Annotated in this window: 26 protein-coding genes; 12 read left to right on the forward strand and 14 right to left on the reverse strand. The window is 72.4% G+C overall.

Going from position 1 to position 26,532, the window contains the following annotated elements; genetic code table 11:
* Positions 1-24 precede the first annotated feature (24 nt).
* Both ACGF3A_RS10725 and ACGF3A_RS10730 read left to right on the forward strand, forming a co-directional pair.
* Positions 25-720 (forward strand): ABC transporter ATP-binding protein, encoded by a 696-nt coding sequence (locus ACGF3A_RS10725; protein WP_393728030.1) that lies wholly within the window; start codon positions 25-27, stop codon positions 718-720.
* A complete protein-coding gene (locus ACGF3A_RS10730) occupies positions 717-3,173 on the forward strand; it encodes an FtsX-like permease family protein (RefSeq protein WP_393728032.1) in 2,457 nt (818 codons plus the stop codon). Before ACGF3A_RS10725 ends, ACGF3A_RS10730 begins: the two co-directional genes overlap by 4 nt.
* A gap of 43 nt (positions 3,174-3,216) precedes the next feature.
* Here the strand turns inward: ACGF3A_RS10730 and ACGF3A_RS10735 are convergent, their stop codons facing one another.
* The 4 genes from ACGF3A_RS10735 to ACGF3A_RS10750 form a co-directional block, all read right to left on the reverse strand.
* Entirely contained in the window at positions 3,217-5,727 is a 2,511-nt protein-coding gene (locus ACGF3A_RS10735; RefSeq protein ID WP_393728034.1) for a tetratricopeptide repeat protein, read from the reverse strand.
* Positions 5,724-5,903 (reverse strand): DUF397 domain-containing protein, encoded by a 180-nt coding sequence (locus ACGF3A_RS10740; protein ID WP_393728036.1) that lies wholly within the window; start codon positions 5,901-5,903, stop codon positions 5,724-5,726. The genes ACGF3A_RS10735 and ACGF3A_RS10740 overlap by 4 nt, the downstream gene beginning before the upstream one ends.
* Entirely contained in the window at positions 5,900-6,712 is an 813-nt protein-coding gene (locus ACGF3A_RS10745) for a Scr1 family TA system antitoxin-like transcriptional regulator (RefSeq protein WP_393728038.1), read from the reverse strand. The genes ACGF3A_RS10740 and ACGF3A_RS10745 overlap by 4 nt, the downstream gene beginning before the upstream one ends.
* A gap of 281 nt (positions 6,713-6,993) precedes the next feature.
* Positions 6,994-7,380 carry a winged helix-turn-helix transcriptional regulator gene (locus tag ACGF3A_RS10750; RefSeq protein ID WP_393728040.1) on the reverse strand — a complete coding sequence of 129 codons (387 nt, stop codon included), beginning with the start codon at positions 7,378-7,380 and terminating at the stop codon, positions 6,994-6,996.
* A 94-nt stretch (positions 7,381-7,474) separates the two neighbouring features.
* Here ACGF3A_RS10750 and ACGF3A_RS10755 point away from each other — a divergent pair, with 94 nt between their 5' ends.
* Positions 7,475-8,044 carry an NADPH-dependent F420 reductase gene (locus ACGF3A_RS10755; protein ID WP_393728042.1) on the forward strand — a complete coding sequence of 190 codons (570 nt, stop codon included), beginning with the start codon at positions 7,475-7,477 and terminating at the stop codon, positions 8,042-8,044.
* On the opposite strand, the gene ACGF3A_RS10760 is transcribed toward ACGF3A_RS10755, so the two are convergent.
* Positions 8,034-8,513, reverse strand: a complete 480-nt coding sequence (locus ACGF3A_RS10760) for a GNAT family N-acetyltransferase (protein WP_393728044.1) — start codon at positions 8,511-8,513, stop codon at positions 8,034-8,036. The genes ACGF3A_RS10755 and ACGF3A_RS10760 overlap by 11 nt on opposite strands.
* A 173-nt stretch (positions 8,514-8,686) precedes the next feature.
* Here ACGF3A_RS10760 and ACGF3A_RS10765 point away from each other — a divergent pair, with 173 nt between their 5' ends.
* Positions 8,687-9,547: a nuclease gene (locus ACGF3A_RS10765; RefSeq protein ID WP_393728046.1), complete on the forward strand. Its 861-nt coding sequence runs from the start codon at positions 8,687-8,689 to the stop codon at positions 9,545-9,547.
* Positions 9,548-9,596: 49 nt separating this feature from the next.
* Here ACGF3A_RS10765 and ACGF3A_RS10770 read toward each other — a convergent pair whose 3' ends face one another.
* Both ACGF3A_RS10770 and ACGF3A_RS10775 read right to left on the reverse strand, forming a co-directional pair.
* A complete protein-coding gene (locus ACGF3A_RS10770; RefSeq protein WP_393729084.1) occupies positions 9,597-10,556 on the reverse strand; it encodes an aminoglycoside phosphotransferase family protein in 960 nt (319 codons plus the stop codon).
* Between the two features lie 14 nt (positions 10,557-10,570).
* A complete protein-coding gene (locus tag ACGF3A_RS10775; RefSeq protein ID WP_393728048.1) occupies positions 10,571-11,266 on the reverse strand; it encodes a class I SAM-dependent methyltransferase in 696 nt (231 codons plus the stop codon).
* A gap of 108 nt (positions 11,267-11,374) precedes the next feature.
* On the opposite strand from ACGF3A_RS10775, the gene ACGF3A_RS10780 reads away from it, so the two are divergent.
* Positions 11,375-12,433, forward strand: coding sequence for a metallophosphoesterase family protein (locus ACGF3A_RS10780; protein ID WP_393728050.1), 1,059 nt, complete (start codon positions 11,375-11,377; stop codon positions 12,431-12,433).
* Here ACGF3A_RS10780 and ACGF3A_RS10785 read toward each other — a convergent pair.
* Positions 12,411-13,589 (reverse strand): alkene reductase, encoded by a 1,179-nt coding sequence (locus ACGF3A_RS10785; protein ID WP_393728052.1) that lies wholly within the window; start codon positions 13,587-13,589, stop codon positions 12,411-12,413. The two genes, ACGF3A_RS10780 and ACGF3A_RS10785, sit on opposite strands and share 23 nt — an antisense overlap.
* A gap of 92 nt (positions 13,590-13,681) precedes the next feature.
* Here ACGF3A_RS10785 and ACGF3A_RS10790 point away from each other — a divergent pair, with 92 nt between their 5' ends.
* Positions 13,682-14,038, forward strand: coding sequence for a MerR family transcriptional regulator (locus ACGF3A_RS10790; protein WP_393728054.1), 357 nt, complete (start codon positions 13,682-13,684; stop codon positions 14,036-14,038).
* A gap of 26 nt (positions 14,039-14,064) precedes the next feature.
* Here ACGF3A_RS10790 and ACGF3A_RS10795 read toward each other — a convergent pair whose 3' ends face one another.
* Positions 14,065-14,436, reverse strand: coding sequence for a hypothetical protein (locus ACGF3A_RS10795; RefSeq protein ID WP_393728056.1), 372 nt, complete (start codon positions 14,434-14,436; stop codon positions 14,065-14,067).
* A 370-nt stretch (positions 14,437-14,806) separates the two neighbouring features.
* Here ACGF3A_RS10795 and ACGF3A_RS10800 point away from each other — a divergent pair, with 370 nt between their 5' ends.
* Together ACGF3A_RS10800 and ACGF3A_RS10805 are read left to right on the forward strand one after the other, a co-directional pair.
* Positions 14,807-16,045 carry a sensor histidine kinase gene (locus ACGF3A_RS10800; protein WP_393728058.1) on the forward strand — a complete coding sequence of 413 codons (1,239 nt, stop codon included), beginning with the start codon at positions 14,807-14,809 and terminating at the stop codon, positions 16,043-16,045.
* Between the two features lie 2 nt (positions 16,046-16,047).
* The gene (locus ACGF3A_RS10805; protein ID WP_393728060.1) at positions 16,048-16,719 is read left to right on the forward strand and encodes a response regulator; all 672 of its coding nucleotides are present in this window, start codon (positions 16,048-16,050) and stop codon (positions 16,717-16,719) included.
* Positions 16,720-16,831: 112 nt separating this feature from the next.
* Here ACGF3A_RS10805 and ACGF3A_RS10810 read toward each other — a convergent pair whose 3' ends face one another.
* Together ACGF3A_RS10810 and ACGF3A_RS10815 are read right to left on the reverse strand one after the other, a co-directional pair.
* Complete coding sequence (locus ACGF3A_RS10810; protein WP_393728062.1) at positions 16,832-18,064, reverse strand: pyridoxal-phosphate dependent enzyme; 1,233 nt, start codon at positions 18,062-18,064, stop codon at positions 16,832-16,834.
* 66 nt (positions 18,065-18,130) lie between these two features.
* Positions 18,131-18,619, reverse strand: coding sequence for a hypothetical protein (locus tag ACGF3A_RS10815; RefSeq protein WP_393728064.1), 489 nt, complete (start codon positions 18,617-18,619; stop codon positions 18,131-18,133).
* A 75-nt stretch (positions 18,620-18,694) separates the two neighbouring features.
* Here ACGF3A_RS10815 and ACGF3A_RS10820 point away from each other — a divergent pair, with 75 nt between their 5' ends.
* Complete coding sequence (locus ACGF3A_RS10820) at positions 18,695-19,603, forward strand: LLM class flavin-dependent oxidoreductase (RefSeq protein WP_393728066.1); 909 nt, start codon at positions 18,695-18,697, stop codon at positions 19,601-19,603.
* Positions 19,604-19,674: 71 nt separating this feature from the next.
* Here the strand turns inward: ACGF3A_RS10820 and ACGF3A_RS10825 are convergent, their stop codons facing one another.
* From ACGF3A_RS10825 to ACGF3A_RS10835, 3 genes are all read right to left on the reverse strand, one after another.
* Positions 19,675-20,616: a MerR family transcriptional regulator gene (locus tag ACGF3A_RS10825; protein WP_393728068.1), complete on the reverse strand. Its 942-nt coding sequence runs from the start codon at positions 20,614-20,616 to the stop codon at positions 19,675-19,677.
* A gap of 62 nt (positions 20,617-20,678) precedes the next feature.
* The gene (locus ACGF3A_RS10830; protein ID WP_393728070.1) at positions 20,679-22,568 is read right to left on the reverse strand and encodes an SDR family oxidoreductase; all 1,890 of its coding nucleotides are present in this window, start codon (positions 22,566-22,568) and stop codon (positions 20,679-20,681) included.
* On the reverse strand, positions 22,565-23,416 hold the full coding sequence (locus ACGF3A_RS10835) for a M24 family metallopeptidase (protein ID WP_393728072.1): 852 nt from the start codon (positions 23,414-23,416) through the stop codon (positions 22,565-22,567). Before ACGF3A_RS10835 ends, ACGF3A_RS10830 begins: the two co-directional genes overlap by 4 nt.
* A gap of 266 nt (positions 23,417-23,682) precedes the next feature.
* On the opposite strand from ACGF3A_RS10835, the gene ACGF3A_RS10840 reads away from it, so the two are divergent.
* Genes ACGF3A_RS10840 through ACGF3A_RS10850 form a run of 3 tightly spaced genes read left to right on the forward strand, consistent with a single transcriptional unit; the run spans position 23,683 to position 26,526 of the window.
* Complete coding sequence (locus tag ACGF3A_RS10840) at positions 23,683-24,693, forward strand: ATP-binding cassette domain-containing protein (RefSeq protein ID WP_393728074.1); 1,011 nt, start codon at positions 23,683-23,685, stop codon at positions 24,691-24,693.
* The gene (locus tag ACGF3A_RS10845) at positions 24,683-25,612 is read left to right on the forward strand and encodes an ABC transporter permease (RefSeq protein WP_393728076.1); all 930 of its coding nucleotides are present in this window, start codon (positions 24,683-24,685) and stop codon (positions 25,610-25,612) included. Before ACGF3A_RS10840 ends, ACGF3A_RS10845 begins: the two co-directional genes overlap by 11 nt.
* A complete protein-coding gene (locus tag ACGF3A_RS10850; RefSeq protein WP_393728078.1) occupies positions 25,609-26,526 on the forward strand; it encodes an ABC transporter ATP-binding protein in 918 nt (305 codons plus the stop codon). Before ACGF3A_RS10845 ends, ACGF3A_RS10850 begins: the two co-directional genes overlap by 4 nt.
* Positions 26,527-26,532 lie beyond the last annotated feature (6 nt).

Consider the following 26,532-nt stretch of genomic DNA (forward strand, 5'->3'; position numbering starts at 1 on the left):
TACACGTGATGTAGAGTGCTCGGCATGTACACCAGTGACACGTCGCGCGCCCTCCTGTCAGCTCAGGGGCTACGGAAGACGTACGGCTCGACGGACGCCCTGGACGGCGCCGACTTCGCCCTCATGGCGGGCGAGGTCGTCGCGGTCATGGGCCCCTCCGGGTCGGGCAAGTCCACGCTCCTCCACTGCCTCGCCGGGATCGTTCCGCCCGACGCGGGCACGGTCATGTACCAGGGGAAGGAGATGTCCGCGCTCTCCGACGCCGACCGCAGCGCCCTGCGCCGCTCCGACTTCGGGTTCGTCTTCCAGTTCGGCCAGCTCGTGCCCGAGCTGACCTGTCTGGAGAACGCCGCGCTGCCGCTGCGCCTCGCCGGCGCCGACCGCAAGGAGGCCGAGGCGGCGGCCCGCGCCCGGCTCCAGCAGCTGGAGGTCGACGACATCCGTCATCACCGTCCGGGGCAGGTCTCCGGCGGCCAGGGCCAGCGCGTCGCCGTCGCCCGGGCGCTCACGAGCGACCCCCGCGTCGTCTTCGCCGACGAGCCGACCGGCGCCCTCGACTCCGTCAACGGCGACCGGGTCATGCAGCTCCTCACCGACGCCGCCCGGCACACCGGCGCCGCCGTCGTCCTCGTCACCCACGAGGCCCGGGTGGCCGCCTTCGCCGACCGCGAGATCGTCGTCCGCGACGGCAAGGCCCGTGACATGGCGGGTGCCGCATGAGCGCGGGCACCGAGGCGAAGAGCGGCGCGAGCGGCGCGCAGGGTGCGGACTCCTCGGAAGCCGCCGACGCCGGTCCACCAGGGGCGGGCGGGGGACAGGGCGGCGCACGCGCTGCCCGTACCAGCCCCTCGGGGATCCGGCTCTGGGCGCGGGACCTGCGGATGGGCGCCCGTTTCGCCGTCTCCGGCGGACGGCAGGGCTGGACGCGGACGGTCCTCACCGCCGTGGGCGTCGCCCTCGGCGTCGCGGTGCTGCTGCTCGCCGCCTCCATCCCCGGCGTCATCGAGCACCGCGAGGCCCGGCAGCAAGACCGGGGTTACGGCTGGATCATGCCGTCCAAGGTCAAGACCGAGCGCGGCGACAGCACGGTGCTGGTCGCCGACGCCGGGACGAAGTACCACGACGACCGCGTCTTCGGCCGTCTGCTCCAGGCCGAGGGCGACCATCCCGTCAAGCCCGCGGGGGTCGACCGGATCCCGGCACCCGGCGAGATGCTCGTCTCGCCCGCGCTGCGCGACCTCTTCGACACCCCGGAGGGCAAGGGGCTGCGCGACCGGCTCGACGAGCGCATCGTCGGCACCATCGGTGACGAAGGCCTGGAGGGCCCCCAGGAACTCGCCTTCTACCTGGGCAGCGACGGGCTCTCCACGGGGAGCGGCGCCGAGCGCTTCGACGACTTCCAGGTGAAGGGGCAGTCCGAGCCCCTCGGTCCCATCCTGATGCTGCTGATCGTCGTGGCCTGCGCCGTGCTGATCATGCCCGTCGCCGTCTTCATCGCCACCGCGACCCGGTTCGGCGGCGAGCAGCGGGACCGGCGCCTCGCCGCGCTGCGCCTCGTCGGCGCCGACGGCGCCATGGCCCGGCGGATGGCGGCCGGTGAGTCCCTCGTCGCCGCCGTCCTCGGACTGGTCCTGGGCACAGGGGTGTTCCTGCTGCTGCGCCAGAGCGCGAGCGGCATCTCGCTCTTCGGCATGAGCGTCTTCCCCGAGGACATCGCGCCGAGCCCCCTCATCGGCGCGCTGATCGCCCTGGGCGTGCCCGCCGCGGGCGTCGCCGTCTCCCTGCTGGCGATGCGCAACCTCATCATCGAACCGCTGGGCGTCGTGCGCCAGACCCAGCCCCGGAAGCGCCGCCTGTGGTGGCGGCTGGCCCCGCCCGTCATCGGCCTGCTGCTGCTGATCCCGCTGGGCGGCTCCCTCGCCGGAGACGGCGCCGAGCTCAACGAGGTGCAGGTCATCAGCGGCGTCGTCCTGCTGCTCAGCGGCGTCGTCCTGCTGCTCCCCTGGCTCGTCGAGCGGATCGTCGGCAGGCTCAACGGGGGCTCGCTGGCCTGGCAGTTCGCCGTCCGCCGCCTCCAGCTCACCAGCGGCACCGCGACCCGCGCGGTCAACGGCATCACGATCGCCGTCGCCGGGGCGATCGCCCTGCAGATGCTGTTCTCCAGCGTCGAGGCCGACGAGACGCAGGCCACCGGGCAGAACCCCGACAAGGCGCAGATCCTGGTCACGGGCGAGTCCGTGGACAGCGTCCGCGAGGGCGAATCCTTCGCCAAGAAGCTCAAGCAGACGCCGGGCGTCCGCCAGTCCACCGGATACGTCGAGTCGTACGAGTCGGCGAAGGGCGGGAAGGAGGAGGCCACCGCCAGTGTCGTCGTCGGCACCTGCCCCACCCTCCGCGAGCTCGCCGACGTCCGCGACTGCCGTGAGGGCGGGACCTATCTGGTGCCGTCCGAGGAGGACGAGTACACCGTCAACCCCAAGCCCGGCCGCACCACGCTGCTCCTCGGCGACGAGCGCAAGCGCCACAAGGCCAAGCCCTGGACCGTTCCGGCGGACACGCGGAAGGTCACCAGCAAGAAGCTCGCCGACGGCGACAGGGTCAGCGGCGTCCTCGCCACCCCGTCCTCGATCCCCTTCTCCCATCTCAACACCCGCAGCTTCACGGCCTGGGTGAACCTCGACCCGAAGGACCCCGAGGCACTGGAGAACGTCCGCACCACCGCGTTCCACCACGACCCCGGATACTCGGTCATGGAGATGCACTCGGAGGAGACCTCCGGCATCTTCGAGGGCATCCGGCGCGGCATCCTCGCGGCGGCCGTGGGCGTGCTGGTGCTCATCGGCTCCAGCATGATCCTGTCCATCCTCGAACAACTCCGGGAGCGCAAGCGGCAGCTCGCCGTCCTCGTCGCCTTCGGCACCCCGCGCAGCCTCCTGGCCGTCTCCATCCTCTGGCAGACCGCCATCCCCGTCGTCCTCGGCATCGCGCTCGCGGCGGTCACCGGCGGCGGCCTCGGCTGGGCGCTGCTGCGGATGACGGGCCAGCGGGCCACCGACTGGTCCGCGATCCTGCCCATCGCCGGAGTGGGCCTCGCCGTCATCGCCGTCGTGACCCTCGCCAGCCTCCCCGCCCTCTGGCGCATGATGCGCCCGGACGGCCTCCGCTCGGAGTAACGGCCTCCGCTCGGAGGAACGGTCTCCGTCCGGAGGGACGACGTCAACGCCCGGCCCGCAGGCCCCGGATCCGCTCCGGGGCCTGCGGGTGTCCGCGTGCCTCGGCCTCCCGGAAGTACCGCTTCGCCTTCTCGTGCCGGTTCCACCGCTCGTACAGCACACCGAGGTTGAAGACGGCGTTGGTACGGGCGGCGGCGGTGCGCGCGTCCTCCTCGCCCAGGGTCTGGGTCGCCCACAGCTCCTCGAACAGCCGCTCCGCCTCGTCCGGCTCCCTGGCCTCCGCGTGCAGCACGCCGAGGCCGTTCCTCGCCATCGGATCGCCCAGGCCGACCGCCTTACGGAGCCACTCGCGCGCCCGCTCCGTCTCTCCCCGCAGCTTGCACAGGTCGCCCAGCGCGGTCATCGCCGGGGCGGAGTCCAGCTCCGCCGCACGCCGGTACCAGCGCTCGGCGCCCGCGGGGTCGTCGGCCCGGTCGATCATCGTCGCCAGGTCGAAGATCCGCTGCCCGGCGTCCTCCCGTTTCTCCTCCCGTACGCGCTCCAGCCACTCCGCGAGTCCCGCCGAGTCGCCGCGCTCGTACCGCGAGAAGGCGAGCGCGAGCGCCGCTTCCGTGCTTCCCGCCTCCCACGCGCGCCGGAACCACTCCTCCGCCTCCTCGTCCCGCCCGTCCTCGCGGCGCAGGTTCCCGAGGCCGGACATGCCGTTCTCCTCGCCGAGTTCCGCCGCGGCCAGGAAGAGGTGTTCCGCCCGTTCGCGGTCCCCGCGCCGTACGCACCGGATCCCGTGGTTGACCAGGGCGTTCGGCTCGTTCACGGCGACGGCCCGCTCGTACCAGGCGTCGGCCTCCGCCTCGTCGCCCCGATCCCTCGCCTGCTCCGCGAGCAGCGTCATCGCCAGCCCGCACCCCGCGTCGGCGGCGGCCCGGAGCCGACGGCCGGACTCCGCGTGCTCGTCGTTCTCCTCCAGGTGCCCGGTGAACCGGAGGATCACGGACCCCCTGCCGTCCGCCACGGCCCGCTCCAGCAGCGCGTCGACCTCGGCCGTACGCCCCTCCCCGTGCAGGAGCAGCGCCAGATCGGCCGCCGCCCCGTCGTTCCCCGCGTCGGCCGCGCGGCGCATCCACGCCTCGCCCTCCTCCGGACGGCCGCCCTCCAGGTGCAGGACGGCGCCGAGCGCGGCCATCGCGGAGGTGTTCCCCGCCTCGACGTACGGGCGCAGCCAGCGCGCGAAGCGCTCGGTGGGGTCCCAGCCCTCGCCCGTACGCCCCAGGCCGAGGATCATTCCGGAGACGAGGCGGGCGACCGCGTCGAAGTCCCTGTTCCCGTCCAGGTGGGCCAGGCCCAGGTCGGCGACCCGGGGACGGTCGTGGCGGATCGACTCGTGGATCGACTCGTTGATGATGCCCGGCAGCTCCTCCCCGGTCGCCCGGGAGAGGACCGCCTCCCAGACGGCCTCCGGCACCGGCCCCGCCGCCTCGTCCCGCTCCCTGTGGTCCACGAGATAGTCGAACGCGCCGTAGCGCCCATCCCCCAGCGGCAGCAGGCACGAACTCGCGCCGCTCACGGGCTCGGTGGCCCACGCGAGCCCCTCCTCCACGTCGGTGGCCGAGCCGAGCCGCCGCGCGTCCCGCACGTCCAGATAGTGCGGAAACAGCTCCGCCAGCACCTCGCGGGGCAGCGCCCCGAAGTACCCCGTACGGCGCGCGTCGACGGCGACGGACACCAGCGCCGCGCCCACGAGCTGCGCCCCGTCCCGCCCCGTCAGCCACCGGTCCAGCGCCGCGGGCCCGGCGGCCAGGTACTCGGCCATCCCCGCGTCCCCGCCCCCGTCCAGCCACCGGGCGATCCGGGGATCGTCCCGCCGCTCCTCCGCGCGCTCCCGTTCCCCTGCGCTGGGCCGGAACGCGGGCCGTACGATCGTCGCCATCTGGAGCAGCACGCTGAACGACCGCGGACCGTCCGACGGCGAACCGGAACCGCCCATCGGCACGGCCTCCATCCGCCGCCGCTCCTCCGACCGCAGCGTCGCCAGCACGACCACGCCGGACCCCTGTGGTGACAGCCGGTTCATCAGGTGCGTGTCCACCAGGCCCTGACGCCAGTACCGTTCGAGATCGTCCAGCCAGACGACCGCGTCGCGCAGCCGCCCCGGGGGCTCGCCGAGTGCCATGAGCGAGGCCGTGTCCTGCGGCACGTACAGCGTCCGCCGCGCCGCCACCCGCCGCATCGCCTCCGCCGCGGCCCGGCTCTTCCCCGCGGCGGACCGCCCCTCGACGACCACGAGCCCGCCGTGCGCGAACGCCCGCTCGATCTCGCCGTCGCAGTCCCGCGGTACGTACGTGGGAAACGCGTCCGATCCCGCGTCCGCCTCCCACTGGGCCGCAGGGTGCACGCCGAGTTCCCGTAACCCGATCTCGCGTACGAGGGGGATCTCACCCTTGCCGTTCAGCAGATAGCGAGGGGGCGTCTCGATCGCGCTGTGCTGGACGATGGTGATGTCCCGGCCCTGGATCACGGGGCCGTTGATGTCGGAGTCGCGTATCTCGTTGTTCACGGAGTACGCGCGGCGACGAACGAGCGCCAGGCGTCCCGCCGAATCCGCAGGGTCGGCCCTTCGGGGTTCTTGGAGTCCCGTACGTGGACGGTGCCTTGGCCGTTCGCGACCTCGACGCAAGCGCCGCCTTCGCCGTCGCTGTGGCTCGACTTGAACCAGTTGAGTTCGCTGCTCACAGTTCCTCCAGTCGGCGTCGGATGAGGTTCGCCGAGTCTGCGGGGCGCAGCGCGTTCACCTGGATCATGTCGAAACGCTGCGTCCATGTGCTCACCTCGTCTCTGTCCGACACCAGGATGCTCTCCCCTTGGATCTCGGAGTACCCCAGTGTTCGATGCTCTGGCGTCTCCAGAAGGATCATGGGGCCGCTCGCGTCCACCGGCACCTCGCAATCGAGGGGCAGCACCAGGATCTGTACGTGGGGCAGTCGGCCGATCTCCAGCAGGTGCTGGCACTGCTCCCGCATGACTTCGCGCCCTCCGGTGCGGCGCAACAGCACACCCTCCTCCAGGACGAAGCACAGGTCAGGGAGGGGCGTGCGAGTGAAGAGCGCCTGCCGGGCGAGCCGTTCGGTCAGAAGCCGCTCGATCTCGTCGTCGCTGCGATACGGGACTCGGGCCCGGAACAACGCGCGTGCGTACGCCTCGGTCTGGAGCAGGCCGTGAAAGACCCGGCTGTCATAGGTCTTGAGCCGCACAGCGTTCGCCTCAAGGCGGAACAACTCGGCGAACTTGCGCTTCGGATACTGCTCTTTCTCCAGGTCGTCGGCGAGGACGGCGAGGATCTGGTGGGCGTCGAGTGCGGCGTCGAGGGCGCGGATGGCGCGGTCGTCGGGGATCCGTTCCGCCCGTTCGAAGGCACCGACCGTCGAGGCCGCGAACCCTGTCTTCCTGCCGACGTCGTCGCGGGACAACCGCCGATGCTCGCGCCACAGGCGCAACTGGTTCCCTGCGGCCCGCACCAGGGGTGACGGCTCGGGGTCCGGCATGGAGTCTCCCTCCACAACTGCGCTCTGTGACGGCGCCACTACTGTTCAGCGTAGCCGCAGGCCGCAAGCGTGGTGCTCATGAGCGAGGAATCAAGTCCCGTGCTGGAGTGGGCGGTTCACCGGATGACGCTGCGTATCTACCAGGTGAACGGGGACACGGGGGCGCAGACCCCGGTCCGTACCGTCAGAGTCGTGGAGAAGGAGCCGTGGATGCCGCCGGCGGACGGGCGGAATCCGTGCGCGTACCCACCGTGCGAGTGCCCTGGGTGTGAGGGGGACGGTCAGGAGTCATAGGCGTCGGCGCGGTCCTGGGCGGCCAGGACGGCGGAGCCGTACCGCTTGGCCCAGGCGCCCATCGCGCGCATGGGGACGAGGAGCGCCGTGCCCGCTTCGGTGAGGGCGTAGTCGACGCGGGGCGGGGCCTCGGCGTAGGCGTGGCGGGCGATGAGGCCGTTGCGTTCGAGGCGGCGCAGGGCCTCGTTGAGGACCTTGGGGCTGATGCCGCCGATACGGGCGCGCAGCGTGCGCGGGCGCAGCGGCGTACCGGCGGCGCCGAGCGTGAAGACGACGACGCTGTCCCAGCGGTTGGCGAGCACGTCGAAGGCGAGGCGCGCCTCGCAGTCGGAGGTGAACTCGACCTGAGGGTACGGCGGCGACGGCGGCTGCATACGACCAGTGTGCACCGGGCGACGGACACCGGACGGTGTGCGTCGGAACTCCTACGTTCGGGCCATGCGAATAGGAATTCTGGGAAACGGGGCCATGGCGACGACACTCGGCGGCGCCTGGCGGCGGGCGGGGCACGACGTGCTGACCGCGGGGCGCGACCGGCACAGGGAGGCGGCGGAGCACGGGGACGTGGTCCTCACCGCGCTCCCGGCGGACGTCGCGCCGGAGGTGGTGAAGGGGCTCGGCGACGTGCTCGCGGGGCGGACCGTACTGGACTGCACGAACCCGATCGTCCCGGTGGAGGACGAGGGGCTGATGCTCTCGACGGGCGGGGTCACCTCCGTCGCGCGGCGGCTGGCCGAGGCCGCGCCGGGCGCGCACGTCGTCAAGGCGTTCAACCTGTCCCACGAGAGCGTATGGACACAGGAGGAACTCACGTACGAGGGCGCCCCGCTGGCCGTCCCGTACTGCGCGGACGACGCCGTCGCCCGCGAACGTACGGCCGAACTGATCACGTCCATGGGCTGCACCCCGCTGGCCTGCGGGGGCCTCGCGCGGGCGGCGTATCTGGAGGCGACGGCGGCGTTCGCGATCGGGGTGTGGTGGGCGGGAGGGGAGACGCGGCACGTCTTCCCCGCGCCCGCCGAGGCGGTCAGCGGCTGACGGAGGTTACGGGGAGGCGGAGGTCCGGGCGGGGCCAGGTGATCTTCGGGGGCGCCGCCGGGACCGTACCGACGCGTTCGGCGCCCATGCGGAGGTAGAACGGTTCGGCGGGCGGATGCGAGACGACGCGTACGTCCGTGAGCCCGGCGGCGCGGGCGCGTTCGCGCATGTGGGCGAGCAGGGCGCGGCCGATGCCCCGGCCCTGCGCCTCGTCGGCGACGAACGCGAGGTCCAGCTCGGGCGGCGGTTCGAGGAGGAGCGCGTAGAAGCCGAGGAGGGTGTCAGTGGTGGTGTCCGTGGTGGTGTCCGTGGCCTTGAAGACCTCGTGGCGGGCTATGTAGGCGGGGGTGACCTCGTATCCCTCGACCATCGGCGCGTAGACGCCCCCGTAGGCGCGGGAGGTTCGGACCATGGCGGTCAGGGCGGGGGCGTCCTGCGCGGTGGCGCGGGTGAGCGTGACCTGGTGCATCCAGCGATGATAAGGGGTGCAGGTGGGAAGTGACCCTTACTTTCCCCATGGCGGGCATATGCAGGGCCTGTTGTCCCGGTTCCCAGGGGGCGTCGGCGGTGCTGCAATCGGTGGACCGGTACGGCACGGCACTACACGGCACGGCACTTGGATGGCATACCAGGGGGGTAGCCATGAGCATGCTCGTGATCAAGGGGGACTACCGCGTCCACGGGGCCAGCCCGGACGGGGACTCGGTGCGGTTCTACCCGGACAATCCGGAACTGTGGAAGCGGGTGCCGGGGCGCATCCGGCACAACCGCCTCGGCGGCGCCCAGCTCCGGCTCGACGCGATCGACGCGCTGGAGACCCACTACCGGCCGCAGCACGGGCGCGAGCTGCACCAGCCGCGCGAGTTCGGCGACCGGGCGAGCGCCTCGCTGCTGGCGTGGTTCGGGTTCACCTCGGTGGAGCGGGACGCGCACGGCATCGTGACCCGCGCGGAACCGGAGCGCGTCGGGGGCTACATCCTCACGCGCGGCGCCGACGCGTACGGCCGGTGCGTGGCGTTCGCCGGGCGCGGCGAGGCGCCGGGGCGCAGCGGCAGCGGTGTGCGGGTGGACGCGGAGCTGCTGCGGCAGACCGTCAACCACCACCAGATAGCGGAGGGCATGGCCTATCCGACGTACTACCGCAAGCTGTTCTGGGACCTGCGCGAGTCGCTGACCAAGGAGACCGACGCGGCGCGCGAGGCGGGCAAGGGGCTGTGGCCCTCCGACGAGACGCAGGCCGGGGCCAAGATCCAGGGCATCGACTCGCTCACCGAGGACGTCGTCATCCTGCCCAAGCTCTTCCGGCGGCTCGCCGACTACTTCGCGCTGAACGACGGCGACGTCGAGCTGTCCGGCTTCCCGGAGTACCTGGAGCAGCGCGGGGACCGGCTGTTCATCATCTCCAACGGCCAGTCCACGGGCTTCGGTTCGGTCGTGGACGTCACCGACAGCACGGTCAGGATGAACCGGCCGCCGACGGACCTGGTGTTCGAGGAGAAGTGAGGTCCTACGAAGCGAGGTCCCGCGAAGTGAGGTCCTACGAAGTGACGTCCTACGGGGACAGCAGGGCCTGGAGCGTGCTCAGGGCGTCGGCGGCGAAGGGCGGATTCGTCTCGCGGTAGTACGGATACTGGGTCGCCGCCATGGACAGGGCCCAGCCGCGGCCCCGTTCCCAGAGCGCGCTCTCCTCCCTCTCCCTCGCGCCCTCACTCTCACCGGGGGACCCGACGAGCGCCGCGCGGAACGTCTCGCGGGCGTCCGGCGGCAGCACGTACCAGGCGGCGACCAGGTCGCACGCCGGGTCGCCCACGCCCAGGGTCCCGAAGTCGATCACCGCGCCGAGCGCGCCGTCCTCGCGCACCAGCAGATTGCCCGGCATCAGATCGGAGTGGACCCACACGGGCGGGCCCGGCCAACGGGGCGCGGCGAGTGCCCGTTCCCATGCCGCCGTCAGCGCGGCCACCTCCTCCGCGTCGAGGTCCACCAGTCCCCGGGCGCTCAGCGCGCCGAGCCGGCCGAGCGCCTCGCGGGTCGGCCCGTCGAGCGCGGCGAGGGGCCCGCCCCGGTGCGCCGGGGGGCCGCCCGTGGCGTCGACGCGGCGCAGCGCCGCGACGAACTCCGCGAGGCCGAGCGCGAGTCCCTCGGGGTCGGCGAGGCCGCCGACGACCGGGTTCGCGCCGTCCAGCCAGCGCAGCACGGTCCAGGGCCAGGGATAGCCGTCGTCCGGCGCGGGGAGGCCCTTGCCCAGCACCCGGGGGACCGGGACGGGCAGCCGGGGTGCGAGGTACGGGAGCCAGTCGTGCTCCCGCTCCACGTCCTCCACACCGCCGGGGATACGCGGCAGCCGTACGGCCATGTCGTCCCCGAGCCGGAACATCGCGTTCACGGTCCCGGTGGACGGCACCCGCGTCACGGGCAGTTCCGCCCAGTGCGGGAACTGGCGGGCGACGAGGTGACGTACGAGGGCGGGGGTGATCTCGCGCTCGTCGTCGTGCATCCGGCCGTCGCGCATCTGGGCGTCGTCGCTCACGCGGCACCACCCTTCCCGCCGTTCCCCTTCCCACCGTTCCCGCCCTTGCGTGCCCAGAAGAGCGCGTGTCCGCCGTCGCCCTCCGGCACGAACTCCTGGCGTACGACGTCGAGTCCGGCCTCCGTCAGCCACGCGTGGCTGGTCGCCGCGTCGGGGTGGCTCCACCACATGGGCACGCCGCCGCCGAGCCAGTCGGGGTCGGAGCCGGTGAGCGCGTGCTCGCCGGTGGTGCAGAGGAGGCGGCCGCCGGGGCGGAGCCAGGCGGCGATCCGGCGCAGGAGGGCGGGGTGTTCAGCCTCGGGGACGTGGATGAGCGCGTAGAGGCAGACCACGGCGTCGAAGGAGCCGGGGCGCGGGTCGAACGCGGCGGGGTCGGTGAGGTCGGCCTCGACGAACGCCGCGCCCGGCACGCGCTCGCGGGCGCGCGCGATCTGCCGAGGGCTGAGGTCGACGCCGGTCACGCGGTGCCCGGCCGCCGTGAGGTCGCGGGCCACGGGGACGCCACCGCCGCAGCCGAGGTCCAGCACGTCGCTGCCGGGCGCGAGCGGCGCGCGCAGCTCGTCGAGCCAGGGGCCGTACTTGGTCGCGGAGCCGAACGCCTCGTCGTACCGCTCCGCGAGCGCGTCGTAGCCGCGCCGCACGATCTCCTGGGGAGAGGTGGCATCGGCGGGACCGGTGGGAATCGGTGGCATGTCGGGACACGGTAGTTCCGAATCCACCGTGACGACATCGAATAGTCACCGCGCCCGGCGATCTTGGGCGGGCGGGGATCCGTGCGGGGCGAGGGAGGAGAACGAGGGATGGAACGCAGAGCTTTCGTGGGGGCCGCGGCGGGCGCGGCGTCGGCCGGAGTGCTGCTGACGGGGACAGGGGCTGATGCCGCGTCCCGTACCGGACAGTCCGCGACGGAACTGTCCGCAGCGGGACGGTCCGCGGCGGGACGGTCCGACCGCGGGACCGTCCGCTTCAACATCATCAGCGACATCCAGGGCGACCTGAACGACTTCGGCAAGGCCCTGGACGACATGGCCGCCGTCAATCCGCACAGCGCGGGTCTCGGCGTCGCGGGCGACATCACCCCGCGCGGCTACGACTTCGAGTACGCGCAGGTGCGCGAGCGGATCAAGAAGCACCCGCACCCGAAGAACGTGGCGTGGGCGATCGGCAACCACGAGTTCTACGTGCCGAAGTACCGCGACCCTGACACCCTCGCCCAGGAGACCTGGCCGAACGGCACGACCGAGGACTCGCTCTTCCGCAGCTTCTACCGGTTCGCCGAACGGGGCCGCGTCTACGACGAGTTCTCCTTCGGCGGCATACCCGTGCTGACGCTCGGCACGGAGCGGTACGCGAAGTACCACGACCCGAAGCTGTGGGACGAGGTGTGGATCAGCGACCGGCAGTTCGCGTGGCTGGAGGACCGGCTGCGGTACTGGTCGCGGCGGCGCAGGCCGGTGATGGTGCTGACCCACCACCCGCTGCCGAACACGGTCTCCGGCACCCGCAACAAGCTCTACATGAGCGACTATCTGCAACCGGATCGTCTGCTGGAGACCCTCGGCCGCCATCCCGACGTCTTCCTCTTCTGCGGGCACACCCACTGGGACCTCGACCTGTCCGACTGGGTCGTACGCCGCGTGGTGCCGGGCACCGCGAACCTCGCCGGATTCACGGTGGTCAACACCGGTGCGATCGAGACGGGTTACCGCGACAACGGTTCAGGCGGGGAACAGTCCGTCGAGGGACCGTTCAACCAGGGCCTCCAGGTGGAGGTGCGCCGGCACGAAGTCGTGATCAAGGCCCGCGACTTCGCACGTCGCACCTGGCTGAAGGAGTTCACCGTCCCGCTGCACCGCTGAGGACCCGGGTCCGGGACTCCGCCGTCGCCGTCTCCTTCTCCCGCTTCCTCTCCCGCTCCCGCTCCTCCTCCATCGTCGGGTAGTCGGTGTAGCCCTCCGCACCGTGCGTGTAGAGGTGCGCCATGTCGATGGGCGTGGCGAGCGGGTCGTTCGCGGCGATGCGCGCGGGCAGGTCGGGGTGCGTGAGGAACGCGCGTCCGTACGACACCAGCTCCGCGTGGCCCGCCGCGAGCGTCCCTTCGCCCTGCTCCTGAGTGGTCGGCTCGTGGTTCTCCCCGACGTTGGCGATCAGCGTGCCGCTCCAGCGCGGGCGCAGATCGGCCAGCGCCGGGTAGTCGTCGTTGTCGGTGAGGTGGAGATAGGCCAGGCCGAGCGGGTCCAGCGCGTCGAGCAGCGCGCGGTAGCGGGGCGCCGGGTCGTGCTCGACCATGCCGAACTGGGGGTTGCCGGGGGAGAGGCGCAGCCCGAGCCGTTCCGCGCCGATCGCGTCGGCGACGGCGGTGACCAGTTCCCGCGCGAAGAGGGTCTTGTCGCGCCCGTAGGCGTCGGTGCGGAGGTTGGTGTTGTCGGCGAGGAACTGATGGGTCAGGTAGCTGTTGGCCCCGTGGATCTCGACGCCGTCGAACCCTGCCCGTATGGCGTTGCGTGCGGCGGCCACGTGATCGTCTATCGCGGTACGAATGTCGTCGACGGTCATCTCGCGCGGTACGGGCGGCTCGGCCTTGCCGTCCTTCACGTGCAGCGGGCCCGGCGTCGGCACGGGCGACGGCCCGGCCGGGACGTCGCCGAGCACCCGCGAACGCGGGTGGCCCTGGCGCCCGCCGTGCATCAGCTGCGCGAAGATCCGCCCGCCCCGCGCGTGCACGGCCTCGGTCACCGCGCGCCACCCGGCGACGTGCGCCTCGGTCTCCAGTCCGGGGATGCGCCACCCGCTCTGCCCTCTGCGGTGCGGCCAGATGCCCTCGGTGATCAGGAGCCCGGCCTCCGCGCGCTGGGCGTAGAAGTCCGCGACGACCGGGAGCGGCGTCCCGTCCTCATGGGCCCGGTGCCGGGACATGGGCGCCAGGACGATCCGGTTGGGGAGGGAGAGGCGGGCGGAGGAGTAGGGGATGAGGAGCGCGGACTTGGGGCTGGGGGAAGAGGATGCGTTCGTCATGCCGGAACCGTAGGATCTGACACCGGTGTCAGATTCAACCCCGGTGAACCTGTGAGCTGGGGTCGCGGTGGCGGACGAGGAGGCCGGATCCCATGCGTATCGGCGAACTCTCGCAGCGTACGGGCGTGAGCGTACGCTCCCTGCGGTACTACGAGCAGAAGCACATGCTCGCCTCCGACCGCACGGCCGGCGGCCACCGGGAGTATCCGGAGGCGGCCGTCGACCGCGTGATCCTCATCCAGCAGCTGCTGGCCGCGGGGCTCAGCAGCGACAAGATCGCGAACATCCTCCCCTGCATGCGGGACCACGACGGCGGCCCGGCGGAGACGGCGACGCCCTGGCTGGTCGAGCAGCTGGAGGCGGAGCGCGCGCGGATCGACTGCTCGATCCGGGACCTGCGCCGTACTCGTTCCGTACTGGACGAAGTGATCACGACGGCGGCGGGCTGACAGCTCCCTTTCCCCCGGGGGGGGCCTCAGTGCTCGTCGGCGAAGAGCTCCTGGCCCCGGAGCCGCCCCCGGCCCGTCAGTACCAGGACGGGCAGCAGGAGCAGCCCGCAGACGGCCTGCTCGACCCTCATCCACACCGGGAAGGCGCCGGGCAGCGCGACGATCACCACGATGGCCACAACCATCACGACGCAGATGATCCGCATCCGTCGGAACGCCGCCCGCGAGCCGCGCGCCGCGCGGGCCGCGAAGAGACACATCGCGAGCGAGCTGACGGCGACGGCGACGCCCCGTATCCAGACCGCGTCGGTCACCAGGTCGTGGTGGTCGCGGAGCAGGACGGTGGCCACGACGGTGAGCACGCTGAGGGCCGCGTAGGCCCCGAGAAGCCGCTTCACGCCACGGAACGTATGAGTACGGGGGTCTTCGAGCGGGCCGGTGTTCCCGGCGTCAAGGGTGTCCATGGCGAACCAGCGTGCGGCGGCGGGACGGTCCCACGCGTCGGCTCCTGGGCAGAACTTCACTGGACCAGGAGCCTCTGACCAGGGGTGGGGCCGTATCCACCCACGGGTGGAGGGTGCGGGCTCAACCCGTGAGGCGATGCCGGGGCGGGCGACGGTCCGTACCGTTCGGGGAGTGACCAGCTCCGCCCACACCCCCGCCCCTCCACCGCTCCGGTCGTCCTCTTCCCCTCCCCCTTCCTCCTCTTCCTCCCTTTCCTCGCCGTCCGTGCTGCGGGCGTCGCGGGTGCGGCAGGAGGAGGCGGTGGTGCGTTGGCTGCGCCCGTTGGCGCCGCTGGTCCTGGCCGTCGTGGTCTGGTCGGCGCTGCACTCCCGGCCGGGTCCGGGGGCGTCGGGCCGCGAGCTGGCCGTCTCGTGCGCCCTGGGCGGCGTGGTCGTCGGGGGCGTGGGATGCCTGGTCACGCTCCGGGGCAGCGGCCGTGGCCGCGCCCGGCTGCCGGGCCGCGATCACGTGCCGGGCTGGGACCACGTCCTGAGCTGGGCGCGCGTCCCCGACTGGGCCCACGCCGCCTGCGTCGGGGTGCTGATGGCCGCTTCGGCGGCACTGGTCTGGCTCCAGCCGGACGGGGTGGCCGTCGCGGGCGTCTTCGTCGGCCTGTCCCTCCTCGCGCCCCGGCTGCGCGGCCACCTCTCGGTGCCGCTGACGGTGGGCGCCGTGGTGCTGCTGGCGACGGTCGTCGCGGTCGCGCAGCGCGGCTCCCTCACCACCGCGCTGCTCAACGCGGTGATGATCGGCGCCTTCTACGGGGCGATGTTCCTCGCCATGCGCCTCGCCGAGGCCAACCGGCTGGCCGAGCGGCTCCTCGCCGAGCTGGAGCAGAGCCGTGCCGCGGAGGCGGAGGCGGCGGGCCTGGCGGAGCGCCAGCATCTCGCCCGCGAGATGCACGACGTGCTCGCGCACTCCCTCTCCGGGCTGATGCTCCAGCTCGAAGGGGCCCGGATGCTGGCCGCCGCCGACCCGGCCGACCCTCGAATACCCGAGGTCATCGACCGCGCGCACCGCCTGGGCCGGTCCGGCCTCGCGGAGGCCCGCCGCGCGATCGGCACGCTCCGCGACGACGAACTGCCGGGCCCCGAGCGGCTGCCCGCGCTGGTGGAGCGGTTCGAGCGGGACCGCGGCACCCGTTGCCGCCTCACCGTCACCGGCGAGCCGCACGAGCTGGGCACCGAGTCCCGCCTCGCGCTGTACCGGGTCGCCCAGGAGGCGTTGACCAACGTCGCCAAGCACGCCCACGCCGACCGCGTCGAGCTGTCCCTCAGCTATGAACGGCCGGGCGCCCGCCTGACGATCGAGGACTTCAGCGGCGAGGGTGCGGGCCCCAGGGACGAGGGCGAGGGCGCCAGGGACGAGGGAGAGGACGAAGTCGAGGAAGAGGGGGGATACGGCCTCACCGGCATGCGGGAGCGCGCCGAACTGCTGGGTGGCACACTCGTCACCGGCCCGACGCCCACCGGTTTCCGCGTCGACCTGGAGGTGCCCGCGTGAGCATGAGCAGGACGCCGATCCGCGTCCTCGTCGCCGACGACCAGCGCGTCGTCCGGGAGGGGCTGACGATGGTGCTCGGGCTGCTGCCGGACGTCGAGGTCGTGGGCGTCGCCGCGGACGGGTCGGAGGCCGTCGCCCTCGCCGCCGAACTCGCCCCGGACGTCGTGCTCATGGACCTCCGGATGCCGCGCTGCGACGGCGTCGAGGCCACGCGGCTGCTGCGGGAGCGTGTGCCGGGCGCCAAGGTCGTCGTGCTGACCACGTACTCGGACGACCGTTCGGTGCTGGACGCGTTGCGCGCCGGGGCGCGCGGCTACCTCACCAAGGACTCGGGCGGCGAGGAGATCCACCAGGCGCTGCGGCGCGTGCTGGACGACCAGGCCGCCATCGACCCCGCCGTGCAGCACCACTTGATCGACGCGCTCGCCGGTGCGGGCGGCGACCAGCCCCCGCGTCCGCCTACAACACCGCCCCGCTTCCCGGCCGGACTCACACCCCGGGAGGCGGAGGTGCTGACCCTCATCGCGGGCGGGCTGTCCAACGGGGAGATCGCCGAGCACCTCGTCGTCAGCGAGGGCACGGTCAAGAGCCACATCAACCGGCTGCTGGCGAAGACCGGCGCCCGCGACCGCGCCCAGGCCGTCGCCTTCGCGTACCGGCACGGCCTGGTCTGACGCCACCAAGCGCCGCAGGTGTCCGCGCTCCTGCGGCGGCCCCCCGCTGCCCCCGGGGAGGGCACCCGTACCGTCCCCGGAACCGGCGGTGGCGTCGCGGTCTTCGGCAGCGCTAGGAAGCCTGGTCGAGCAGGCCCGCCGCGCGCAGCCGGGGCGCGATCGCGTCCCACTCCGCCGGAACGGTCTGCACGGACTCCGTCCCGACCCCGAGATCCTTGAAACCGCTCGAAGTGGACACGCACACCACGGGCCCCTCGGAGACCGGGCCGGGACGGTGCGCGCGGTACGCCGCGAGCCCCGCCGCGCTCGACAGTTCGGCCCACATCCCCTGCCCCGCCAGCTCCCGCTGCGCCTCCCGCAACTGCGCGTCGCTCACGAGCAGCGCCTCTCCCCCGCTGCGCCCCAGCGCGTACCGGGCGCGGTAGCCGCCGACGGAGGAGTCGATGGCGTACGCGTCCGTGGGGCCGACCTCGACGTGCGTGGCGGGTACGCCCGCGCGCACGGCGGCGGCGAGCGGCCCGCCCGCGTCGGGCTCGGCGCTGAACAGGCGCGGCACACGGTCCGTCACGCCGAGGCGGCGCAGCTCCTCGAAGCCCTTGCCGACGCCGAACAGCAGTTCCCCGTACCCGACGGGGACGTAGACGGCCGAGGGCACCGTGCCGAGATCCGCGAACAGCTCGTAGGCCACGGTCTTGTAGCCCTCGGGCCCGAAGGCGTGACCGGTGTGGGTGGGGGTGAGGTTGCTGACGGGGTGCAGCCCGCACCGTTCGACGATCTGCCGCAGCACCGGCCACCGCCCGGCCTCGGGCACGGGCAGCACCTCGGCGCCGTACGCCCGCAGGAACGACAGGACGGCCGGGGGCACGTGCGAGGACGCGATCACGACGCAGGGCAGCCCGGCCCGTGCGGCGTACGCGGCGGCCGACGCGCCATGATTGCCGGACGAGGCGACGACGATCCCCGGCGCCCCCATGCGCACGGCCGCGCTGACGGCGACGCGGTTGAGCCGGTCCTTGTGGCTCCATGTGGGATTGCGGGACTCGTCCTTGACGTAGACACCGTCTTCCAACGGCACGAGCGGCGTCCCGCCCTCCGCGAGCCCCGGCCCGACGAGCGGCGGAAGCAGCGGCGCCCACCGCCCGATGCCGTCACCGCGGGCGCCGGGGGCGGCGAAGAGCGCCGGGCCGTCCACCTCGTCGTACGCGTAGTCGACCTCCACCGGGTAGGAGACCGTCTCCGTGCTCGTCCTCGGACATCCGGCCGTCATCGGCGGCCACAGCGGGTAGGTGAACGCGGGGTCACCGAGCGAGACTTGCCGCCTGGCACGGGAGAGATCGTCCGTCATAGGACGAGCGTACGGTCCGCGAGGAACGCCCCGAGCACACTGCCGCCGCGCCACTGAGCCACTGCACTACTTCGCGATCGCGTTCATCCACCGCGAGAGCCCGCCGTGCGCCATCGGCACGACCTCCTTGTACGTACGGTCGCCCGGCAGCGCGACGATCAGTCGGCAGTACGGCGGCCACCAGGTCATCTTCACGCGCGCCCGCCCGTCGAAGACCGTCTCCAGGAACGCCGGGGCCTGCTCGCGCGGGACGTCATGGAACGTGATCCCGTCCAGCGTGATGTGCGCGTCCCCCTCCTCGAAGACCTGCACGGTGATGTGCGGGGTGAGAGGGCCCTCGGTCGCGGGGATCTCCAGCCACGCCTCGTGCGGCATCGACCCGTCCTCGTCGGTCACGGCGAACGCCCCGGCAGCCGAACGCCGCGACGACTCGTCCGCCCCGATCGCGTGCTCGACGCTCACCGAGTGGCCGTGCCGCTCCGCGACGGCGCGGACGGCCCGGACGGCCGCCTCGGTGCTCGGGAGAGGGCGGTCGGGATCGTGCGAGTGGTCCATACCACCGAATCATGCCAGGTGAGCCCGGCCCGCCCAGCAGCCCAGCGGCCCAGTCGCCCGGCATACGCTCGCACCATGAGACTGAGCACATGCATCCTGCCCGTCGACCGCTGGCACGAGGGCGGGCGCGACACCTGGCGGCGGGCCGAGGAACTGGGCTTCCACGCCGCGTACACCTACGACCACCTGACGTGGCGCGTCCCGTTCCGCGACGGGCCCTGGTTCGGCGCCGTACCGACCCTGACCGCGGCGGCGGGCGTCACCGAACGCATCCGGCTCGGCACGATGGTCACCTCCCCCAACTTCCGGCACCCGGTCACCCTCGCCAAGGAACTCGTCTCCCTCGACGACCTCAGCGGCGGCCGCCTCACCCTCGGCATCGGCGCCGGAGGCTCCGGCTTCGACGCGACCGCCCTCGGTCAGGAACCGTGGACCCCGCGCGAACGCGCCGACCGCTTCGCCGAGTTCGTCCCCCTCCTCGACCGCCTCCTGACCGAGGACGAGGTCACTCACGGGGGCGCCCACTACGCGGCCCACGAGGCCCGCAACCTCCCCGGCTGCGTCCAGCGCCCCCGCCTGCCCTTCGCCGTCGCGGCCACGGGCCCCCGCGGCCTCCGCCTTGCCGCCCGCCACGGCCAGGCATGGCTGACGACCGGCGACGGCGCGGCGAACTCCTCCGGCTCCGCCGCCGACTCCCACACCGCCCTCGCCCGCCAGGCCGCCCGCATGGAGAAGGCCTGCGCCGAGGAGGGCCGCGACCCGGCCGAGCTCGACCGCATCCTGCTCACCGGCTTCACCCCGGACAGCACCGAGGGCGCCCTGGACTCCCTCGACGCCTTCGCCGACTTCGCCGCCCGCCACGCGGAACTCGGCTTCGACGAACTCGTCCTCCACTGGCCCATCCCCGACACCCGCTTCGCCCTCTCCCCCTCCCTCTTCGAACGCCTGGCCACAGAGGGCCTCTCCCGAGCGGGCCTGGCCTGACCGCTGAGCCGAACGCCCCTTGCCGACCTGCTCGGTGCGACACCGCCCCGTACAGCCCCGTACAGCTCCGCTCAGTGCCGCCCCGGTTCGCCCCCGCTCCCCTCCGCCGTGAGGCGGTCCATCGTGCGGGCCTGGACCTCGCGTTCCGTCGCGGCGGCGATGAACGCGGGGGTGCGGTCCTCGCCGACCAGGGTGCGGACCGATTCCACCGTGCCGGAGGGCAGGGGGACCGCTTCGGCACGGGGTCCTGCGGGGTCCGGCGGGGGTGCGGCGGCGGCCGAGCGGAGGTGGTCGCGCAGGTTGCGCGCAGCGAGCTTGCTCATGGCGCGGGCCAGCTCCGCCTCCACGGTCTGCTGCGCGAGCGGGCGCAGCCTGCGCACCAAGTCGGCCGCCTCGGACGCGTCGCTGTCCGAGGGGCGCGTGCCGAGATAGCGGATGAACACGTGCTCGTTCGTGAAGTCCAGGAAACGGGCCGCGATGTGCTCCATCTGCCCCCGCAGCTCCCGGAGATGGTCGGTGATCGCGAGGAGCGGGACGCCCGCCTTGTGCAGCTCCGCCGCCACGGCCAGCTCCTGCGGGCTCGGCACCAGGAACTCGCCGGGCCGGTCGGGCAGCGGGACCAGCACGCCGAGCGAGACGGCCTCGGCGACCGCCGTGTCGTTCTGCTCCCCGGTGAACAGCTCGTCCAGCTCCGCGCGGGTCATCCGCCCCGACTCCTCGTCGGTCCACGGCCCCTCGACCTCCGCGACCAGCCCCAGCACCCCGCCCAGGCCCCGCCCCTCGTCCCAGGCCTGGAGCAGCTCCTTGATGGACGCCAGCGTGTAACCCCTGTCGAGGAGATCGGCGATCTGCCGCAGCCGGGCCAGGTGCGAGTCGTCGTACACATTGGCCCTGCCGCGCCGCTCGGGCTTGGGCAGCAGGCCCTTGTCCTGGTACGCGCGGATCGTGCGCACCGTGGCGCCGCTGCGGTGGGCGAGATCCTCGATCCGGTACTCGGCGTCGGACAGGGACATGGTCGGTCTCCTCGCTCGCCGCGCCGCCCGGGAGGGGGCCGGGGGCGGGGCGCATGGGGCTGCTACATCGGGGGCTTCAGCCGGGCTATCGCGCGGAGCGTACGCGGGGCGAGGCGGGAGAGCACACGGGCCCCGCGGGCCTCGGGCGTCACCGGCACCACGGCCTGGTTGCGCACGACGGCGCGGAGCACGGCGTCGGCGACCTTCTCGGGCGGGTAGTTCCGCATCCCGTAGAACCGGGAGGCGCGACGGCGGCGGCGCTTCTGCTCGTCCTCGTCGACCCCGGTGAAGCGCGTGGTCGCGGTGATGTTGGTGTTCACCAGGCCGGGGCAGACCGCGGTGACGCCGATGCCCTGGCCCGCGAGCTCGGCGCGCAGGCACTCGCTGAGCATCAGCACGGCCGCCTTCGAGGTGCTGTAGGCCGGGAGGGCGCGGGAGGGCTGATAGGCGGCGGCCGAGGCGGTGTTGACGATGTGACCGCCCTGGCCGCGCTCGGCCATCTGGCGGCCGAAGAGGCGGCAGCCGTGGATGACGCCCCACAGATTGACGTCGAGGACGCGCTTCCACTCCTCGGAGCTGGTCTCCAGGAAGGAGCCGGAGACGCCCACTCCCGCGTTGTTCACCAGGACGTCCACCACGCCGTACTCCTCGGCGACCTTCTGCGCGAGCTTCTCCATCTGCTGCTCGTCGGCCACGTCCACGGTCTCGGCCCAGGCCTCCGGGGCGCCCACGAGCCGCGCCATGTCGGCGGTGCGGGCCGCGCTCTCCGCGTCACGGTCGACGGCGACGACGCGCGCGCCCGCCTCGGCGAACGAGAACGCCGTCGCCCTCCCGATCCCGCTGCCCGCTCCCGTGACGAGCACGAGCTGACCCCCGAAGCGGTCCGCGAACGGCCCGGGGGCGGCCGGTTCGCGGGTGGGCGTCTCGGACTCCGCGGTGGAGACGAACTCCCCGATCCAGGCGGCGAGCTGGTCGGGCCGGGTGCGGGGCACCCAGTGCTTGGCGGGCAGCGAGCGCCGCGTCAGCTTCGGCGCCCACATCTCCAGCTCGTCGTAGAGCCGCTGGCTGAGGAAGGCGTCTCCCGTCGGGGTGATGAGCTGCACCGGCACATGGGCGTAGCAGTCGGTACGGGGGCGGCGGAGCCTCGGGCGCACATTGTCCCGGTAGAGCCAGGCGCCGTGTGCCGCGTCCGTGGGGAGGGACGATGTGGGATACGCCGGGCGGGCGTCCTCCGTGCCGGTGCCGGTGCCGGTCGCGGGGACCTTCTCCATCAGCTCCAGGATCCTCGGCCACCTCTTGCCGAGCGGGCCCTTCCACGCCAGCTCGGGGAGCACCGGGGTGTGCAGCGCGTACACGTACCAGGACTTGGCGCCCTGGCCGAGGAGCTGCGCGGCACGGCGCGGGGTCGGGCGGGTCATCCGCTTCTTGATCCAGTGCCCGAAGTGGTCGAGCGAGGGGCCCGACATCGTCGTGAACGAGGCGATACGGCCCTCTGTCCGCTTGACCGTCGCGAACTCCCAGCCCTGCACCGAGCCCCAGTCGTGCCCGACGAGGTGGACCGGCTTGCCGGGACTGACCGCGTCCACCACGGCCAGGAAGTCGTCGGTCAGCTTCTCCAGGGTGAAGCCGCCGCGCAGCGGCTTGGGCGCGGAGGAACGGCCGCACCCCCGCATGTCGTACATCACCACGTGGAAGCGGTCCTCCAGGCGGTCGGCGACCTCGGACCAGACCTCCTTGCTGTCCGGATAGCCGTGCACCAGCACCACCGTGGGCCGCGCGGGGTCGCCCCGCTCCACGACGCATAGCTCGATGCCGCCGGTGCGCACCCGGCGCTCCCGCTCCCCGTGCCGCTCCCGCTCTCCGTGCCGCTCGCTCTCTCCGCCCAGGTCCTTGTCCACGTCGCCCCTGTCCTCAGCCCTCTTCGTCTTCCGCGCCCTGCCGTCCGCCGTCATCGCGCGACCGCCTCCTCCCGCCAGCGCCGCACGTGCGGCAGGTCGTCGTCCAGCCAGAAGGCGCTCTCCTCCGGGTCCTTCGAGTCGGTCACGACGAGGATCTCCTCGAACTTGGCGCCCGTGCCCCGGAATCCGAGGTGCGGCTCGACCGCCCACAGGCCCGGCTCGGGCGGGTGGTCCGAGAAGCGGTACGGACTCCACAGCGGGGACCAGCCGTCCCTGTGCCCGTGCAGGGCGTCCTTCGCCAGGCCCCGCAGGGCGTTGGTGCCGAAGCCGAAGACCGTGGGGGACCAGCGGCGGTCCTTGACCCGGTCGACCTTGTGCGCGATCACGCCGAACGGATAGGCCCGGTGCCGGTTGGCGTGGCCCTGGCGGACCATGAGCCGCTCCACGTCCTCGTATATCTCCCTCAGCGGGCGGCGCTCGCGGACCTCGCGGAGGAGCAGCTCGCGGTGCTCCCGCAGGTCGGACATCAGCCGCTCGTGCAGGGGATTGAGGCCGAGGCAGCCGGAATAGCCGATGTCCGAGGTGAAGCCGCGGTGGATCGGAGCCATGTCGAGGATGAAGGGCATCCCCGGCTCCAGCCGCTTGTCCGTCGGGAAGAACTGGAGCGGGATCCTGAAACCGGCGAACGCGGTGCGGTCCCCGAACCACGCGAAGGGGAGATGGAACCAGTCCCGCACCCCTCTCTCCCGCAGCCACTCGCGCTGCATGCGCGCCGCCTCGCGCTCGGTCACCCCCGGCTTGAGCCGCGCGGCGACCGACTCGGCGCACTCATAGCTGAGCTGCTGCACTTCTCTGAAGCCCCGCAGGTCAGCGGAGGAATAGCCGTGACTCCTCGCAGGCATGGCCCACCGCCCCTCTCCGAATCCCCGAATTCCCGAATCCCTGAATTCCGGGTCTGCCGATCTCCCGGACGCCCCGCTCCGCAACTTGACATCAACGAATGTGACATCGATCCATGGCGCGGGCAAGAGCCCACCCCCGACCTGTGGATAACTTTCGTCAGCCCCCCTGAGAGCGAGCCCCTACGGGTTTCTCCGACCTGAGAGGTACGGAGAAACAGACGCCCTGGCGGACGCGGAGCGTGAGCTGCGCCACTAGCGTCGAGGACGTGACTGTGATCGCGACCGAAAGCCTCAGCAAGCGGTTCCCCCGGGTGACCGCGCTCGACCGGCTGACCGTCGGCATCACACCGGGCGTCACTGGCCTGGTGGGTGCCAACGGCGCCGGCAAATCGACCCTGATCAAGATCCTGCTCGGGCTCGAACCCGCCACCGAGGGCGGTGCCACTGTCCTCGGCATGGACGTACGGACCCACGGCAGCGCCATCAGGGAGCGCGTCGGCTACATGCCGGAGCACGACTGCCTGCCGCCCGACGTCTCGGCGACCGAGTTCGTCGTGCACATGGCCCGGATGTCGGGGCTGCCCCCGACGGCGGCCCGTGAGCGGACCGCCGACACCCTGCGCCACGTGGGCCTCTACGAGGAGCGGTACCGCCCGATGGGCGGCTACTCGACAGGCATGAAGCAGCGCGTCAAGCTCGCCCAGGCGCTGGTGCACGACCCCCGGCTGGTCCTCCTCGACGAGCCCACCAACGGGCTCGACCCCGTCGGCCGTGATGACATGCTCGCGCTGATCCGGCGCGTCCACACGGACTTCGGCATCTCCGTCCTCGTCACCTCGCACCTGCTCGGCGAGCTGGAGCGCACCTGCGACCACGTCGTCGTCATCGACGGCGGAAAGCTGCTGCGGTCCTCGTCCACCGCCGACTTCACGCAGACCACGGCGGTCCTCGCCGTCGAGGTGACCGACACCGACCTGCACCCGGACGGCACCGCCGCGCTGCGCACCGCGCTCGACCGCGCCGGTCTGAGCGTCCACAGCCCCGCGGCCGGGCACGCGGCCCCGGGCACGGGCCACCTGCTGTACGTGGACGCCGACGACGAGTCCGCGTACGACGCGGTCCGCGACGCCGCAGCCGAGCTCGGCGTGGGCCTCGTGCGGATGGAGCAGCGCAGGCACCAGATCTCCGAGGTCTTCACCTCGGACGACGCGGCCGCCCGTTCCGCGCAGCCGCGCCAGGACCACCAGCAGGAGAGGAGCAGCGCCGATGTCGCCTGATCCCACGCCCACGGCACCCCCGACGGCACCCGCCCCGGCCCAGCGCGGCCAGGACGTCATCCACAACATCGGCTACCGCGAGTACGAGGGCGCCCGGCTCGGCCGCGCGTACGCCCGGCGCTCGCTCTTCTCGCAGTCGCTGCGCGGCGCGTACGGCCTCGGACGCTCGGCCAAGTCCAAGGTCCTGCCGATGATCCTCTTCGCCGTGATCTGCATGCCCGCCGCGATCATCGTGGCCGTGGCGGTCGCGACCAAGGCGGACGAACTGCCCGTCGGCTACTCCGAGTACGTGCTGATGCTCCAGCCCGTCATCGGGATCTTCATCGCCGCGGTCGCGCCCCAGATGGTCTCGCTCGACCTGCGGTTCAAGATCACGCCGCTCTACTTCTCGCGCCCCATCGAACGCGGCGACTACGTCGCGGCGAAGTACGCGGCGCTCTCCGCCGCCCTCTTCGTCTTCACCGCCTTCCCCGTCGTGATCATGTACGTCGGGGCGCTGCTGGCGAAGCTCGACTTCGGCGAGTCGACCAAGGGCTTCCTCCAGGGGCTGGTGTTCTGCGCCGTGTTCGCCCTGCTGCACGCGGCCATCGGCGCGTGCATGGCGGCGCTCACCCCGCGCCGGGGCTTCGGGATCGCCGCGATCATCGTGGTGCTGACCATCCCGTTCTTCCTCATCAGCGCGCTCCAGGGCATCGCCATGGAACAGGACGCCGACTCGGCCATCGGCTGGCTCGGGCTGGCCTCGCCCGGCTCGCTCATGGACGGCCTGCAGAGCAAGTTCCTGGGCGGCATCTCCCAGTTCCCGGGCGGCGAGACCCTCACCGACGCGCAGGGCCCGCTCTACCTCGTCGTCATCGCGGCGCTGACCGCGGGCGCGTACGCGCTCCTGCTGCGCCGCTACCGAAAGGCCGGACTGTGACCACGATCCACATCGACCGCACGTCCCGCTGGTTCGGGAACGTCGTCGCCGTCAACGACATCACCATGGAGATCGGCCCCGGCGTCACCGGGCTGCTGGGTCCCAACGGCGCGGGCAAGTCCACGCTCATCCACATGATGGGCGGTTTCCTCGCCCCCTCCAACGGCAGCGTGACCCTGGACGGAGCGCCGATCTGGCGCAACGAGCAGGCGTACCGCGAGATCGGGCTCGTCCCCGAGCGCGAGGGGATGTACGACTTCCTCACGGGGTACGACTTCGTGCTGGCCAACGCCGAGCTGCACCAGCTCCCCGACCCGAAGGCGGCGGCGCAGAAGGCGCTCGCCACGGTCGAGATGGAGTACGCGCAGGACCGCAAGATCTCGACGTACAGCAAGGGCATGCGGCAGCGCGTGAAGATGGCCTCCGCGCTGGTGCACGAGCCGTCCGTGCTGCTCCTGGACGAACCGTTCAACGGGATGGACCCGCGGCAGCGCATGCAGCTCATGGATCTGCTGCGCAGGATGGGCGCCGAGGGACGCACCGTGCTCTTCTCCTCGCACATCCTGGAGGAGGTCGAGCAGCTCGCCTCGCACATCGAGGTGATCGTGGCCGGGCGGCACGCGGCCAGCGGCGACTTCCGGAAGATCCGCCGCCTGATGACGGACCGGCCGCACCGCTACCTGGTGCGCTCCAGCGACGACCGTCAGCTGGCCGCCGCGCTCATCGCGGACGCCTCCACGGCGGGCATCGAGCTGGACTGGAACGAGAAGGCCCTGCGCATCCAGGCCATCGACTTCACCCGCTTCACCGAACTGCTCCCGCGCGTCGCCCGCGAGCACGGCATCAGGCTCTACACGGTCTCGCCCTCCGACGAGTCCCTGGAGAGCGTCTTCTCGTACCTCGTCGCTGCCTAGCGGCCC

Origin of the sequence: Streptomyces sp. NPDC048172 (assembly GCF_043202595.1) — a bacterium.
In the GTDB taxonomy this organism is placed as follows: domain Bacteria; phylum Actinomycetota; class Actinomycetes; order Streptomycetales; family Streptomycetaceae; genus Streptomyces.

Bases quoted from the DNA above. Each gene is read 5' to 3' on its own strand.
- ACGF3A_RS10785 (WP_393728052.1), bottom strand. From the start codon at position 13,589: ATGACGAACGCATCCTCTTCCCCCAGCCCCAAGTCCGCGCTCCTCATC.
- ACGF3A_RS10745 (WP_393728038.1), bottom strand. From the start codon at position 6,712: ATGCCGGACCCCGAGCCGTCACCCCTGGTGCGGGCCGCAGGGAACCAG.
- ACGF3A_RS10765 (WP_393728046.1), top strand. From the start codon at position 8,687: ATGAGCATGCTCGTGATCAAGGGGGACTACCGCGTCCACGGGGCCAGC.
- ACGF3A_RS10835 (WP_393728072.1), bottom strand. From the start codon at position 23,416: ATGCCTGCGAGGAGTCACGGCTATTCCTCCGCTGACCTGCGGGGCTTC.
- ACGF3A_RS10780 (WP_393728050.1), top strand. From the start codon at position 11,375: ATGGAACGCAGAGCTTTCGTGGGGGCCGCGGCGGGCGCGGCGTCGGCC.
- ACGF3A_RS10790 (WP_393728054.1), top strand. From the start codon at position 13,682: ATGCGTATCGGCGAACTCTCGCAGCGTACGGGCGTGAGCGTACGCTCC.
- ACGF3A_RS10815 (WP_393728064.1), bottom strand. From the start codon at position 18,619: ATGGACCACTCGCACGATCCCGACCGCCCTCTCCCGAGCACCGAGGCG.
- ACGF3A_RS10750 (WP_393728040.1), bottom strand. From the start codon at position 7,380: ATGCAGCCGCCGTCGCCGCCGTACCCTCAGGTCGAGTTCACCTCCGAC.
- ACGF3A_RS10830 (WP_393728070.1), bottom strand. From the start codon at position 22,568: ATGACGGCGGACGGCAGGGCGCGGAAGACGAAGAGGGCTGAGGACAGG.
- ACGF3A_RS10845 (WP_393728076.1), top strand. From the start codon at position 24,683: ATGTCGCCTGATCCCACGCCCACGGCACCCCCGACGGCACCCGCCCCG.
- ACGF3A_RS10730 (WP_393728032.1), top strand. From the start codon at position 717: ATGAGCGCGGGCACCGAGGCGAAGAGCGGCGCGAGCGGCGCGCAGGGT.
- ACGF3A_RS10825 (WP_393728068.1), bottom strand. From the start codon at position 20,616: ATGTCCCTGTCCGACGCCGAGTACCGGATCGAGGATCTCGCCCACCGC.
- ACGF3A_RS10770 (WP_393729084.1), bottom strand. From the start codon at position 10,556: ATGCGCGACGGCCGGATGCACGACGACGAGCGCGAGATCACCCCCGCC.
- ACGF3A_RS10775 (WP_393728048.1), bottom strand. From the start codon at position 11,266: ATGCCACCGATTCCCACCGGTCCCGCCGATGCCACCTCTCCCCAGGAG.
- ACGF3A_RS10820 (WP_393728066.1), top strand. From the start codon at position 18,695: ATGAGACTGAGCACATGCATCCTGCCCGTCGACCGCTGGCACGAGGGC.
- ACGF3A_RS10810 (WP_393728062.1), bottom strand. From the start codon at position 18,064: ATGACGGACGATCTCTCCCGTGCCAGGCGGCAAGTCTCGCTCGGTGAC.
- ACGF3A_RS10725 (WP_393728030.1), top strand. From the start codon at position 25: ATGTACACCAGTGACACGTCGCGCGCCCTCCTGTCAGCTCAGGGGCTA.
- ACGF3A_RS10760 (WP_393728044.1), bottom strand. From the start codon at position 8,513: ATGCACCAGGTCACGCTCACCCGCGCCACCGCGCAGGACGCCCCCGCC.
- ACGF3A_RS10805 (WP_393728060.1), top strand. From the start codon at position 16,048: ATGAGCAGGACGCCGATCCGCGTCCTCGTCGCCGACGACCAGCGCGTC.
- ACGF3A_RS10755 (WP_393728042.1), top strand. From the start codon at position 7,475: ATGGCGACGACACTCGGCGGCGCCTGGCGGCGGGCGGGGCACGACGTG.